The organism is Ochrobactrum teleogrylli (assembly GCF_037482325.1).
Classification (GTDB): domain Bacteria; phylum Pseudomonadota; class Alphaproteobacteria; order Rhizobiales; family Rhizobiaceae; genus Brucella; species Brucella teleogrylli.
In genome coordinates, this window is record NZ_JBBHKQ010000001.1 from 2,759,951 (window position 1) to 2,772,822 (window position 12,872).

Below are 12,872 nucleotides of genomic sequence, written 5' to 3' on the forward strand. Positions count from 1 at the left end.
TCGTGTATCGCCGATATAGCATTATTTACTGCTTCACGATAACCTTTGCGCCCTGTTCGGCACGATCATAGAGATCGATGATATCCTGATTCATCAGACGGATGCAGCCCGACGACATGGCTTTGCCGATGGTCCACCATTCCGGCGTCCCGTGCAGGCGATAGCCGGTATCACCACCCTTGTTGAACAGATAGAGCGCACGCGCGCCGAGCGGATTTTTGAGGCCCGGGTCCATGCCATTGCGGAACTTCGCCAGTTCCGGCTGACGCTTGATCATTGCCGATGGCGGCGTCCAGGTCGGCCATTCGCGCTTCATGGCAACGCGGGCTGTGCCCGACCAGCCAAAGCCTTCACGCCCGACGCCGATGCCATAGCGCATCGCCTTGCCATCCGGCATGATGTAATAGAGGAACTTCGCTTGCGTATCGACGATGATGGTGCCGGGGGCTTCATCGGTCTGATACTTCACGATCTGGCGACGATATTGCGCCGGTATCTTTTCGCTCGGAATGGCGGGAAGCACATAGCCAGCATCGGTGACCGACGAGTAAGAGGCTGTGTAGAACGTTCCGCCGACAGTTGAGCAGCCAGCAAGTCCGCCTGCAAGAAAAAGTGCCGTCGTCAGTTTAAGGACGCGAGAATTCATGCATTCCCCCAAGATAGAATCAATGTGCCGTCAAAAGGAGCGAATCGCCCATTCATGCTTGAAGATGCGGCAGTATTGTTAACTGTACGTTAACCGTAAATTGAAAAATTCTTTATTAGGCCATTTTTCTGCCTTTTTTCGCCTTGTTTGACGGACCAATACTCAAAAATCGCCACAAAGAATCGCGCGTTTTCGGTTGTTTCGCTTTGAAACCGCACGCAAAATGCCGCCATGCCCATCGTGATTCCCAACCAGACCCATCCGCTGTCCGACGGACGGCAATCAGACAACGCCATGCTTGTGCGCCGTGGTGTGCAGCGCCTGTTTCTGGATATGGGGCTTGCGACCTTGCCGGAGCTGCCGCTTGCATCCGGCCGCCGCGCCGATCTGATTGCGGTCAGCCGCAAGGGCGAAATCTGGATTGTCGAGATTAAGTCGTCGATTGAGGATTGGAAGGCGGATCGCAAATGGCCGGACTATCGCGCCTATTGCGACCGGCTGTTTTTCGCCACCCATCCGGCGGTGCCGCGTGAGATATTCCCGGAGGAATGCGGCTTCATTCTCTCTGACGGTTATGGCGCGGAAATCCTGCGCGATGCGCCTGAACACAAGCTGGCAGGTGCTACCCGCAAGGCGCTGATGCTGCGCTTTGCCCGGGCGGGCGCGGCGCGCCTCACCTATGCCGAGCTTTCCGGACTGGAAATGCCGGGCGGCGATTTTTAAACAAAAAGCGAGGAAACCGATGTGGTTTCCCCGCTTTTCAATGCTTTAGCAGAGGCGCTTACTGGCGAGAACGGCTGCGGCTGATCGCGATGATGGCGACCAGAGAAATCAGCACCGTCACCAGCAGATAGACCGCGACCGCATGCCAGCTGCCTTCATATTTGGCGAGCAGCCAGGTGGCGATCAGCGGCGCAGTACCGCCAGCCAGCGCAGCACCCAGCTGGTAGCCGAGCGTGATGCCGGTATAGCGCACCTTGGTCGCAAAGATTTCCGACGACAGTGTGCCCAGAACAGCGGTGATCGGCGACCAGAGAACGCCGAAGCTGATAACCGTTGCCAGCGTCAGGCCCCAGACGGTCTTGGTGTCGAGCAGCATGAAGTAGGGAACGATGAACAGGCCGAGCAGGATGCAGCCGACGACATAGACCGTCTTGCGGCCAACATAATCGGACACGAGACCCATGGTCGGGATCAGGATCGAAGCGACCAGCGCGCCGATCATCACGGCGTTCAGCGCCGCGCTCTTTTCGAAGCCGAGTGTGCTCACCGCATAGCTCACCACGAAGGTGGAGAAGATGTAGAACGGTGCTGTTTCCACGACCTTCAGGCCAGCGGCGATCAGCACTTCGCGCCAATGGTTCTGAAGGGTTTCAACGAGCGGCATCTTGGCGACATTGCCGCTTTCCTTCGCCTGCTTGAATTCCGGCGTCTCGTCGAGACCGTTACGGATCCAAAGGCCGAGGAAAACCAGACCCGCGCTCAGCACGAAGGGAACGCGCCAGCCCCAGGCCATGAAGGATTCATCCGGCAGGGTGACCATCAGGCTGACCGAAAGCGTCGCCAGCAACATGCCGATGGTTACGCCGACCTGCGGAACGCTACCGAAGAAGCCCTTGCGATTGGCAGGTGCATATTCATAGGCCAGCAGCAGAGCACCGCCCCATTCGCCGCCAATGCCGAGCCCCTGCACCATGCGCAGCAGGATCAGCAAAATGGGTGCCCAGACGCCAATATGATCATAGGTCGGCAGCAGACCGATGAGAACGGTTGCACCGCCCATCAGCGACAGCGTGATGACCAGCGTCTTCTTGCGGCCGATACGGTCGCCGATATGCGCGAAAATCACGCCGCCCAGCGGACGGATGAAGAAGGTCAGCGAAAACGACAGATAAGACAGCATCAACCCGACGACAGGGTCGAAGTTGGGGAAGAACAGCTTGTTGAAAACAAGCGCGGCGGCTGTGCCGTAGAGAAAGTAGTCGAACCATTCGATGGAGCTGCCAGTCAAGCTGGCGATAAGCGCTCGCCGGCGGGCGGTCGCGCTCGAAGGTGCATCAGTATGAGCAGTCATGTGTTGCCTTGAATGTTAGATAGCGCATTCGAGCACAAGAGAACCGGGCTGCGATGGAACAAGGCGCAGCATTCTCCTCCGAATGGCCCTAGAGCGGCGCATGACCGCTCTAACTATTTGTTTTTGGAGCACATCTTATCCGAAAACCGTTTCACACTTTTCGGGATGTGCCTTAATTGCCTTATTATTATAGATTTTTATATTCAACTTTAGAACAATCCACTAGGAATGATGCACAATATAGGTAAATTACCTTTGAAATCCCCTCTAATAAAAAAATCCAGCAAAACACGGAGGTTTTACTGGATTTTTCACTGAATTAAGAAATTACTAATTTTCGGCGGGTGAACGCCAAAATGCAGAATCAAGGCCTCAGCGCGGCGCACGCTTGGCGAGAATGCGCTGCAAGGTACGGCGATGCATGTTGAGACGGCGCGCGGTTTCCGAAACATTGCGCTCGCACATCTCGTAAACGCGCTGGATATGCTCCCAGCGGACGCGATCGGCAGACATGGGGTTTTCCGGCGGAGCGACTTTTTCGCCCGGACGCCGGGTCAGGGCTGCGAAGACTTCATCCGCATCGGCAGGCTTCGACAGATAGTCGATGGCTCCGAGCTTCACCGCATTCACGGCGGTGGCGATATTGCCATAACCGGTGAGGACGATGGCACGCGTATCGGAACGACGCAGGCGAATGGCCTCGATGACGTCGAGACCGTTGCCGTCTCCCAGCCGCATATCGACCACGGCATAGGCGGGCGCTGCGGCCTTGGCGGCGGCGATGCCTTCTTCAACCGATTCCGCTGTGGTCACCTGAAAGCCCCTGCTTTCCATGGCGCGGGCCAGGCGTTGCAAGAAAGGTTTGTCGTCATCAACCAGAAGGAGGGTGGGGTCGTTGCCTATGGCTTCGCTGTCTTCCTGCTTCAAGTCGTCCATCGGGTGCTTCCTGCCTGTATTTTTGATCCCTTATTGATACCCCTGCGTCAAAAAGTCAAATAGCCATTGAATCGTTGAAGCAATTTCTACGGCCCTGAATTTTACGCCAGACTATAAATCATTGTATTTGATTAATAATTCTAAAAGACAACACAAGAAGTTGAGCAAAAACAATTTTGCGAGGCGGTTTTGCGTCAGACGTGGGTGAAGGTTGAACGCGGCCAAACCACTTTGACTTCTGCCCCCTGCCCCGGATTGCTTCGATTACGAAACGCAATCTGTGCGCCGGAACGCTCCAGCAAGGTTTTTGCGATGAACAGGCCAAGGCCAAGCCCGCCGCCATTGCGGGTGCTGTCGCGGCTGGTCATATAGGGCTCACCGATGCGGTCGAGGATTTCCGGCTTGAAGCCTTCGCCATCATCCTGAATGGTCACACTGACCTGATTGTCAGTCCAGCCCCAGGAGACACTGACATTGCCGCGCGCGAAATCGACAGCGTTTTCCACCAGATTGCCGAGGCCATAAAGCAGGCCGGGATTGCGCCGCGTGACCGGCTCGGGCTTCGGCCCTTCCACCTTCTCCACGTCGATGGTGACACCGAAATTGCGATGCGGTGCAATCACTTCCTCGATCAGCGAGGACAATGGCAGGCGCGACATATGCTCCTCGTTTTCCGAGGACAAGCTGGTCAGCCGTTGCAGAATTTCACGGCAGCGCTGCGTCTGCGAATGCAAAAGCGCAATGTCTTCGCCAAGCCCCGTATCGACCGGATTTTTGGCATAGGAACGCTGCATTTCCTTCACCACCAGCGCGATGGTGGCGAGCGGCGTTCCCAGCTCGTGAGCGGCAGCAGCGGCGAGACCATCCAGAGCGGTGAGGTGATGTTCGCGCTGGAGAATGAGTTCCGCAGCGCTCAAAGCATCGCCCAGCTGGCGCGCTTCTTCCGCGATGCGATAGGCATAGACACCGGTAAAGCCCAGTGCCGAGGTGATCGCGCACCAGATGCCGATCACGAACAGGAAGGGCAGGTTCAGTTCCTGCCCCGGATACCAGGGCAGCGGCTCGTGCCGCACCGAAAGCACCGATGTGCAGGCCACGACCAGTAAAGCCAGCGCGAGCGTGTGCCGGGCTGAAAGCGAGGTGGCCGAAATGATGACCGGCACGATCATCAGGATGACGAAGGGATTTTGCAGCCCGCCGGTGAGATAAAGCAGGCCCGCCAGTTGCAGAATATCGAAGGCCAGCACAAGGCTCGCCGCTTCCGGGTTCAGCCGGTGATTGGTCGGAAAACGAAAGGCCAGATAGAGATTGAGCCAGGCCGAGCAGGCAATCAGCGCAAAACAGATACCGACCGCAAAGGGGAATTGCAGGTAAAGCGCCACCAGCATGACGGCTGCCGTCTGTCCGGCGATGGCCAGCCAGCGCACGCGAACCAGCGTGGTCAAACGCGGGCGGCGCGAAAGATTGGAAGCGCGGTTCTCGAACTCTGCGTGCATTTTCTGCTGTCCCTCTATCCCGCCCCTTATGGGGCAAGCGAAGACAGGAATGCAAGCGGAACTGCGTTATCCGGTCGCAGGCGGTTAATGCTTCGTGTTAGGTTCCGCGCGGCTTTGCCCGGCGGGTTGCTTCCGCATTGGCCGGGTCTTCCGGCCAGACATGTTTTGGATAGCGCCCACGCATGTCGGACCGGACATCGGCCCATGATCCTTTCCAGAATCCCGGCAAATCGCGGGTGATCTGGATCGGGCGATGGGCGGGCGACAGAAGTTCCAGCAGCAAAGGCACCTTGCCATTGGCGATAGATGGATGCACACCAAGTCCGAACAGTTCCTGCACGCGGACGGCCAGCACCGGCTCTTCGGCATCGTAGCGGATTGGAATATGCGAGCCGGTAGGCACGGTGAAATGCGTTGGCGCGAATTGATCCACGCTGCGCTGAAGATCAAAGGGCACAAGGCTCATCAGGCCGTTTTTCAGCACGTGACCCGGAATGCGGTCGAGTTGCGCTTCGCCGGTCAGGAAGGGCAGCAGCCAGTCTTCCAGCGTTTCCAGCAGATGCTCGTCGTCCATGGATGGCCATGGATCGCCCAGCCCACGATAAAGCCAGCCAAGACGGCGACGCAGAATTTCGGCTTCCTTGCCCCAGGGCAGAATGCCAAGCCCATGTTCGCGCAGGGCGGCGATCACGCCCTCATCGGCAGCGCCGCCCGATGGCGCGGCCAGCGGCTTTTCCGAAAGGGCGATGGCGCCGATGCGCACGGCTTCACGCGCCCTGAGCGCGTTCTTTTCGGGGTCATAGACGACCTGTCGCCCGCTCTCGATCCGCTCGCCGAGAGCTGACCGGATTTCCGCTTCCGACACTTCGGCAGCCGAAAGAACACGCGCACGGCCCGCCTTGCCGGACATATCCGCCACGACCAGCCAGGAGGCACGACTGAGGCTGATCGCGCTATCCACCTCGCCGCCGCGACCGTTGGCCAACAGGAATTGCCCGGTCTGGCCGCGCGCTCTGGCAATCCGGTCGGGATAGGCGTCTATCAGCATGCGCCCGATGCCTGATCCAGCGGGCGCGCCCTGATTGGGCACATTCGCGGCAAGGCGCTTTGCCAGACCCTTGGCCCTTTGAGCACGGTCCGAACGATCATTGCGAAAGCGCGAAAAGCGCGTATCGAGATCGGTTTCGTTACCGCCAAGACCACGCTCGGTTAAGAGGACCGCTAGTTCGGCAGCCTTTAAAACTTCGCCGCGCTTGCCCGCCTCGGCCACCATATGGGCAAGACGCGCAGGCAGAGCGAGCTGACGCATCGCTTCTCCGTCGGGGGTCAGACGCCCGGCCTCGTCCAGCGCGCCAAGCCTGCGCAACAGAGCACGGGCTTCGTTCAGCGCCGGTTTCGGCGGCGCATCGAGAAAGGCAAGCGTTGCCGGATCGGTCACGCCCCAAGCGGCGCTGTCGAGCACCAGGCCGGATAGATCGGCCTCCAGAATTTCGGGCGGAGAAAAGGCGGGCAACGATGCCGTCTGCCCCTGATGCCAGAGGCGAATGGCCATGCCCGGCTCCGTTCGCCCGGCGCGGCCCGCCCGCTGATCGGCGCTTGCGCGCGAGGTCCGCACCGTTTCCAGCCGTGTCAGGCCGGTGGCTGGTTCATATTTCGGCAGGCGGGCAAGCCCGCTGTCGATCACCACGCGCACGCCGTCGATCGTGATGGAGGTTTCAGCAATCGAGGTCGCCAGAACCACCTTGCGCCTGCCTTCCGGTGCCGGCTTGATTGCCGCGTCCTGATCGCGGCCTTCCATCGCGCCATAAAGCGGCGCGAGTATCACATGGGCCGGCACGCGATCTTCCAGAAGGCGCACCGTGCGCTCGATTTCGCCCTGCCCCGGCAGGAAAGCCAGAATGCTACCGGTCTCATCGACCAGCGCGTCGCGAATGCTCCGCGCCATCGCGTCTTCCACCCGCTCGTCGGCTTTTCGTTCGCGATAACGAATATCGACAGGGAAGGCCCGGCCCTCGCTTTCAATCACTGGCGCATCGCCGAGGAGTGCGGCCACACGCGCACCGTCGAGCGTTGCCGACATGACCAGAATTTTCAGATCGTCGCGCAAGGCCGCCTGCACATCGAGCGCCAGCGCCAGCCCGAAATCCGCATCGAGGCTGCGCTCGTGAAACTCGTCGAACAGCACTGCCGCCACACCCTTGAGGTCCGGATCATCAAGGATCATCCGCGCAAAGACGCCCTCAGTGACGACAAGGATTTTCGTCCTGCCCGAGACCTTGCTCTCCAGACGCATCCGGTAGCCGACCGTTTCGCCCGGCTCCTCGCCCAAAAGCTCGGCCATGCGACGGGCAGCCGCGCGGGCAGCAAGTCGCCTCGGCTCCAGAAGCACGATCATGCCATCGCCGCGCCACTGCGCATCCAGCATATGGATCGGCACCAGCGTCGTCTTGCCCGCACCCGGCGGCGCGACCAGAACCGCGCTTGCATGGGTGTCCATGGCCGTATCCAGTTGCGGCAGAATGCGGATAACGGGAAGATCAGGCAGGCGCGTCAAAAGAATATCCGTCGATCAGGGGGCAGCAGCACGTGTGCTTATCACACAAGTGCTGGCCATTATCCATATTCGAAACCCGACCGAACAGGCCTCCGCGCCCTACAGGACTTCACAAAAGTATTTCTTTATATTTTATTCGTATAATTATGCATAGTATTTATAAAATTAAGAAACTGGGGAATTAATCGGGATGAATATTAGCAAAAGAGAATTTTTAAAAGGACTTATTCTTTCCAGTCTCGCAGGCGGTCTGGCGACATCGGGTTTTCCCGGCCTCTTCGATGCAGCTGCGAAGGACACCGATGCGGCCATTCCTCTCATCCCGACCCCGCACAGGATCAGCAATTTGGATGGAAAATGCCGCATCGAGAGCGGCGCGAGGATCACCTTTGACGATCCCGCCATTGAAAACAGTATTCGCGTTTTCAAAGAAGCAATACGCCCCTTCTCGGAAATGAAACTCGAAAACGCACCGCGTTCCGGCGCGAATTCACCGAAGGGCGCCATTCATCTGGAAATCGGTCCGACACCGGAAATCAAAGAGGCTCCCCGGTCGACGGGCCTCTCGCCCGCCGAGCAGGACGATCTGGACGAGCGCTATTTTCTGCACGCAGACGAAACCGGGGTGGTCATCAGGGCGAACAGTTCGCAAGGGCTAGCCATGGGCCTGACCACGCTGTTGCAGCTTTTCGCCACCGCGCCGCAACAGGATGCCAGCGGCATCGAAATTCCTGCTGTCCGCATCGTGGACGGTCCGCATTACAAATGGCGCAGTTTCCATCTCGATGTTGCCCGGCATTATTTCACCACGGACGAGATCAAGACTGTCATCGATCTGATTGCGTTCTACAAGTTCAACGCGCTCGATCTTCATCTCACCGATGACGAAGCATGGCGCATTGAAGCCGCTAGACCGGATGGCAAACAGCCGGATGACGAGCCCATTTATAGCCGCGCCGATCTCAACGAAATCGTCGCCTATGCGCAGGCACGTCACATCACCGTCATCCCATCTTCGGACGCGCCCGGCCATGCCGCGGCACTGATCAGGCTGCACCCGGAACTGGCGATGGGCAGCAACGTACAGCGTTTCGAACTGACACCGGGCGTGGTGCAGCATCGCGCCTGGCTCAACCCCGATCTGCCCGATAGCTTCAAAGTCTATGACGAGATCATAGCCTATCTGTCGGATGTGTTCCCCGGACGTTGGCTCGATATCGGCGGCGATGAAGCCTTCGGGATGCCGGAACAGCTTTATACGAAATTCGTCCGGCATCAGCATAAGGTGGCGGTGCTGGCCGGGAAAAAGCCGATCGCCTGTCAGGAAACCATGCGTGCCGGACTTGACCGCGATATCGTCGTTCAGCACTGGATTTCCACCGACCCCAAATATGCCAATATGGAACTCGGCGCGCAGATGGGATCGCAACAGGCACTCCAGTTGCAGAAAATGGTCGTCAAGAATGTCCAGAACAGTTTGAACGACCTCAACCGCGCGATGGAGCGCGAGCTTCCGATCCTGCTCACGCCTTTTGCCCATAGCTATCTCGACGTGCCCTATAAGGAAGCGTCCATTCTACCCGAGCAGAATGCGCTCAAGGCACGTCTTGGATTGCGCACCTATCGGCCCCAGACCGTCGAGGAATATTATAACTGGAATCCGGGCAAATCCCTGCCCGGCTGGGGCAAGAACGCGCATATTGCGGGCGTGGGTGCCGCAATCTGGTGCGAAACGATCAAGAGTTTCGATGATTTGAGTTTTCTGATCCTGCCGCGCCTACCCGGCATGGCGCAAAAGGGATGGAGCACCGTTTCCAACAGTCCATGGCAGAGGCACAGCGCGGCTCTTCCGGCCCACGGAACGGTCTGGGAGAAAAGCAAAATCGGCTTCTTCAAGTCCGAACTGATAAGGTGGTAGAAGAGCGTGCTTTCACACCTATTCTGTCAGGAACACACATGCCCCATATCCGCCTATCGAGCGCGACCGACGCGCCTGCTCTCACCGAAATCTGGCGGGCCAGCGTGCGCGCCACGCATGACTTTCTTAGCCCCGAGGATTTCCGGGAAATCGAAACCCTCGTGTCCGAGCACTATCTGCCCAATGCTGAAGTCTGGGTCATCGAAGACGACGGAAAGCCTGTCGGCTTCATGGGGCTGACCGACAACCAGATCGACAGTCTGTTCATCGCGGCAGACCAGCGCGGCAAGGGCATTGGCAAGCGGCTCATCGCCCACGCGCAATCCCTCAATGGCGGCACGCTGACCGTCGATGTGAACGAGCAGAACGTTCAGGCCGTCGGCTTCTACCGGCATATGGGCTTCATCGAAACCGGACGTTCCGAAACCGACGATCAGGGACGCCCCTACCCGCTGATCCATATGCGCCAGCAAAAACCTGCCTGATACCGGCCTGAAAGGTTTGCGCGTAGCTGGCCGCACACGAAAATCCTTTCCTGAAAAAGACGTTTCAGGAGCAATTGACATACTCCCCCATAGTATATAGATTTTCGCAAAATCGAGAGGATTCATGCCGCATTCACCGGACGATAAAAAGCGTGCGCTAACCCGCCTTCGCCGCATTCGCGGACAGGCGGAAGCGTTGGAACGCGCCGTGGAAGCGGGCACGGAATGCGCGGCGCTGTTGCAACAGATCGCAGCCTTGCGCGGCGCGGCCAACGGGCTGATGGCGGAAGTTCTGGAAAGTCACTTCCGCGAGACATTCGGGCAAGCGCGTGAGACCATTGTGCGGGATGTCGCGACAGACCCGGACGCCGAGATCGATCAAATCATGCAGATTTTGCGCACCTATCTGAAATAGGGCGCCAAACCGGACTAACTATTTGTTTTTGAGCCCATCCTGTCGGAAGATAGTTTCAAAATTCTCGGGATGCGCTCCAGATCCAGAAGGAACATCGTCATGAAATCACGTGCAGCCGTTGCCTGGGAGGCAAAAAAGCCGCTCACCATCGAAACCGTCGAAATCGGCGGGCCGCGGGCCGGTGAAGTGCTGGTCGAAATCATGGCGACCGGCGTGTGCCACACCGACGCCTATACGCTGTCGGGCCTCGATTCCGAAGGCAAGTTCCCGGCCATTCTCGGCCATGAGGGCGCGGGCATCGTGCGCGAAGTTGGCGCAGGCGTAACCTCCGTCAAGCCGGGCGACCATGTCATCCCGCTTTACACGCCGGAATGCCGCCAGTGCAAAACCTGCCTGTCGCAGCGCTCCAACCTCTGCACCTCGATCCGCGCCACGCAAGGTCAGGGCCTGATGCCGGACAAGACCACGCGCTTTTCCTGCGATGGCGGCGAAGTGTTCCATTATATGGGCTGCTCGACTTTCTCGAACTTCACCGTTCTGCCGGAAATCGCCGTCGCCAAGGTGCGTGAAGACGCGCCCTTCGACAAGATTTGCTATATCGGCTGCGGCGTCACCACCGGCATCGGCGCGGTGATCTATACGGCAAAGGTTCGTCCGGGTTCGAATGTGGTGGTATTTGGCCTCGGCGGCATCGGCCTCAATGTCATTCAGGGCGCGCGCATGGTCGGCGCGGACAAGATCATCGGCGTTGATATCAACCCGGCCAAGGTCGAAATGGCGAAGAAGTTCGGCATGACCGACTTCATCAACCCGCGTGAAATCGGCAATGACAAGGTGGTTCAGGCGATTCAAGACCTGACCGATGGCGGCGCGGACTATTCCTTCGACGCCACCGGCAACACCGATGTCATGCGTCAGGCGCTGGAATGCTGCCATCGCGGCTGGGGTGAATCCATCATTATCGGCGTTGCGGAAGCTGGCAAGGAAATCGCCACGCGTCCATTCCAGCTGGTCACGGGCCGCGTCTGGAAAGGCACCGCCTTCGGCGGCGCGCGGGGCCGCACCGACGTGCCGAAGATCGTCGACTGGTACATGGACGGCAAGATCAACATCGACGATCTGATCACCCACACCATGCCGCTCGATGAAATCAACACGGCCTTCGACCTGATGCATGAAGGCAAGTCGATCCGTTCGGTGATTGTCTACTGATGAGCGATAAAACGCTGATATCCCGCTGGGACGAGCTGGACGATTTTACGCCGCGCGCGCTTTATGCGCTGCTGAAATTGCGCGTGGATATTTTCGTGGTGGAGCAGAAATGCCCCTATCCCGAAATCGATGGCAAGGACATTGGCGCGTTCCACCTGCGCATTCTTGACGGCGAAGAACTCGCCGCCGCCTTGCGGGTTCTGCCGCCGGAAAGCGAAGGCAAACCCGCCAAGATCGGGCGTGTGGTCGTGGCCCCGGATTACCGGGGCTACCAACTTGGCCGAAGGCTGATGCAGGAAGCGATTGCCTTCACGCAACAGCATTTTCCCGGCATCGCCATTGAGCTCGGTGGCCAGAGCCATTTGCAGAAATTCTATGGCTCGTTCGGTTTTGAAGTCATTTCGGATGAATATCTGGAAGACGGCATCCCGCATGTGGACATGCGGCTGGAACGCCGGGAAAAGAGCAACTGATGTTTCTGCTGCGCCGCCATATGTCCTTCTATCTTGCGGCCATCGGCGGCGCAGCGGCCTTTATCATCGCCTGGCTATTCGGCAGTCCGCTGGCGCCGGTGATCGGGGCGGACACGTTCTTCGTGCTTTATCTGGTGCTGGCGCTTGCAGCCATCCCAAAGCTCACCGCCGCTTTTCTCAAAAAGCACGCCGCCGCCGCCGATGAACCGGCCTGGATCATCTTTCTGGTGACTTTCGCAACCGTTATCGTCGCAGTGGCCTCGCTGTTCATCCTGCTCAACCGGCAGCCGAAGGCGGATGCATTGGCGCTGGTGACCACGCTTGCATCGGTGCCGCTCGGCTGGGCGACCATCCACATGATGACGGCCATTCACTACGCCCATGCCTTCTGGCAACCGCAGGAACCAGCCGGTGACGACAACGGCCACGCCAGCCGCCATCGCGGCGGGTTCGACTTTCCCGGCACGCAGGAACCATCGGGCTGGGATTTCGCCTATTTCGCCTATGTCATCGGCATGACCGCGCAGACTTCCGATACGGGCGTCACCACCACCGCCATGCGGCGGCTGACACTGATGCACAGCGTGGTATCCTATTTCTTCAACACCATTCTCGTCGCGGCAGCGGTCAATGCCGCCGTCGCGCTCGGCAGCTGAATAGCCC

General features: G+C 58.7%; 12 protein-coding genes. 7 read left to right on the forward strand and 5 right to left on the reverse strand.

Going from position 1 to position 12,872, the window contains the following annotated elements; all coding sequences use genetic code 11:
- Positions 1-25: 25 nt before the first annotated feature.
- Complete coding sequence (locus WIX40_RS12960; protein WP_121537106.1) at positions 26-646, reverse strand: L,D-transpeptidase; 621 nt, start codon at positions 644-646, stop codon at positions 26-28.
- Between the two features lie 231 nt (positions 647-877).
- Between WIX40_RS12960 and WIX40_RS12965 the strand changes: the two genes are divergently transcribed.
- The gene (locus WIX40_RS12965; RefSeq protein ID WP_109368168.1) at positions 878-1,369 is read left to right on the forward strand and encodes an MmcB family DNA repair protein; all 492 of its coding nucleotides are present in this window, start codon (positions 878-880) and stop codon (positions 1,367-1,369) included.
- A gap of 58 nt (positions 1,370-1,427) precedes the next feature.
- Here WIX40_RS12965 and WIX40_RS12970 read toward each other — a convergent pair whose 3' ends face one another.
- The 4 genes from WIX40_RS12970 to hrpB all read right to left on the reverse strand — a co-directional run bounded on the left by WIX40_RS12970 (position 1,428) and on the right by hrpB (position 7,706).
- Positions 1,428-2,720, reverse strand: a complete 1,293-nt coding sequence (locus WIX40_RS12970) for an MFS transporter (protein WP_140024467.1) — start codon at positions 2,718-2,720, stop codon at positions 1,428-1,430.
- A gap of 372 nt (positions 2,721-3,092) precedes the next feature.
- Positions 3,093-3,656, reverse strand: a complete 564-nt coding sequence (gene regA / locus WIX40_RS12975; RefSeq protein WP_078339656.1) for a global response regulator transcription factor RegA — start codon at positions 3,654-3,656, stop codon at positions 3,093-3,095.
- A gap of 194 nt (positions 3,657-3,850) precedes the next feature.
- Positions 3,851-5,152 (reverse strand): ActS/PrrB/RegB family redox-sensitive histidine kinase, encoded by a 1,302-nt coding sequence (locus WIX40_RS12980; RefSeq protein WP_339440100.1) that lies wholly within the window; start codon positions 5,150-5,152, stop codon positions 3,851-3,853.
- Between the two features lie 97 nt (positions 5,153-5,249).
- Positions 5,250-7,706, reverse strand: a complete 2,457-nt coding sequence (hrpB, locus tag WIX40_RS12985; RefSeq protein WP_339440101.1) for an ATP-dependent helicase HrpB — start codon at positions 7,704-7,706, stop codon at positions 5,250-5,252.
- 190 nt (positions 7,707-7,896) lie between these two features.
- Between hrpB and WIX40_RS12990 the strand changes: the two genes are divergently transcribed.
- From WIX40_RS12990 to WIX40_RS13015, 6 genes are all read left to right on the forward strand, one after another.
- Entirely contained in the window at positions 7,897-9,624 is a 1,728-nt protein-coding gene (locus WIX40_RS12990; protein ID WP_339440102.1) for a family 20 glycosylhydrolase, read from the forward strand.
- 38 nt (positions 9,625-9,662) lie between these two features.
- Entirely contained in the window at positions 9,663-10,109 is a 447-nt protein-coding gene (locus tag WIX40_RS12995; protein WP_339440104.1) for an acetyltransferase, read from the forward strand.
- 124 nt (positions 10,110-10,233) lie between these two features.
- Positions 10,234-10,524, forward strand: a complete 291-nt coding sequence (locus WIX40_RS13000; RefSeq protein ID WP_109368162.1) for a metal/formaldehyde-sensitive transcriptional repressor — start codon at positions 10,234-10,236, stop codon at positions 10,522-10,524.
- 99 nt (positions 10,525-10,623) lie between these two features.
- The gene (locus WIX40_RS13005; RefSeq protein ID WP_109368161.1) at positions 10,624-11,736 is read left to right on the forward strand and encodes an S-(hydroxymethyl)glutathione dehydrogenase/class III alcohol dehydrogenase; all 1,113 of its coding nucleotides are present in this window, start codon (positions 10,624-10,626) and stop codon (positions 11,734-11,736) included.
- Positions 11,736-12,209 (forward strand): GNAT family N-acetyltransferase, encoded by a 474-nt coding sequence (locus WIX40_RS13010; RefSeq protein WP_339440105.1) that lies wholly within the window; start codon positions 11,736-11,738, stop codon positions 12,207-12,209. Before WIX40_RS13005 ends, WIX40_RS13010 begins: the two co-directional genes overlap by 1 nt.
- A complete protein-coding gene (locus WIX40_RS13015) occupies positions 12,209-12,865 on the forward strand; it encodes a DUF1345 domain-containing protein (RefSeq protein WP_339440106.1) in 657 nt (218 codons plus the stop codon). The genes WIX40_RS13010 and WIX40_RS13015 overlap by 1 nt, the downstream gene beginning before the upstream one ends.
- Positions 12,866-12,872 lie beyond the last annotated feature (7 nt).

What these genes read in the sequence shown, in the direction of transcription:
- WIX40_RS12960 (WP_121537106.1), bottom strand. Translation starts at nt 646, where the DNA reads ATGAATTCTCGCGTCCTTAAACTGACGACGGCACTTTTTCTTGCAGGC.
- WIX40_RS12965 (WP_109368168.1), top strand. Translation starts at nt 878, where the DNA reads ATGCCCATCGTGATTCCCAACCAGACCCATCCGCTGTCCGACGGACGG.
- WIX40_RS12970 (WP_140024467.1), bottom strand. Translation starts at nt 2,720, where the DNA reads ATGACTGCTCATACTGATGCACCTTCGAGCGCGACCGCCCGCCGGCGA.
- regA (WP_078339656.1), bottom strand. Translation starts at nt 3,656, where the DNA reads ATGGACGACTTGAAGCAGGAAGACAGCGAAGCCATAGGCAACGACCCC.
- WIX40_RS12980 (WP_339440100.1), bottom strand. Translation starts at nt 5,152, where the DNA reads ATGCACGCAGAGTTCGAGAACCGCGCTTCCAATCTTTCGCGCCGCCCG.
- WIX40_RS12990 (WP_339440102.1), top strand. Translation starts at nt 7,897, where the DNA reads ATGAATATTAGCAAAAGAGAATTTTTAAAAGGACTTATTCTTTCCAGT.
- WIX40_RS12995 (WP_339440104.1), top strand. Translation starts at nt 9,663, where the DNA reads ATGCCCCATATCCGCCTATCGAGCGCGACCGACGCGCCTGCTCTCACC.
- WIX40_RS13000 (WP_109368162.1), top strand. Translation starts at nt 10,234, where the DNA reads ATGCCGCATTCACCGGACGATAAAAAGCGTGCGCTAACCCGCCTTCGC.
- WIX40_RS13005 (WP_109368161.1), top strand. Translation starts at nt 10,624, where the DNA reads ATGAAATCACGTGCAGCCGTTGCCTGGGAGGCAAAAAAGCCGCTCACC.
- WIX40_RS13010 (WP_339440105.1), top strand. Translation starts at nt 11,736, where the DNA reads ATGAGCGATAAAACGCTGATATCCCGCTGGGACGAGCTGGACGATTTT.
- WIX40_RS13015 (WP_339440106.1), top strand. Translation starts at nt 12,209, where the DNA reads ATGTTTCTGCTGCGCCGCCATATGTCCTTCTATCTTGCGGCCATCGGC.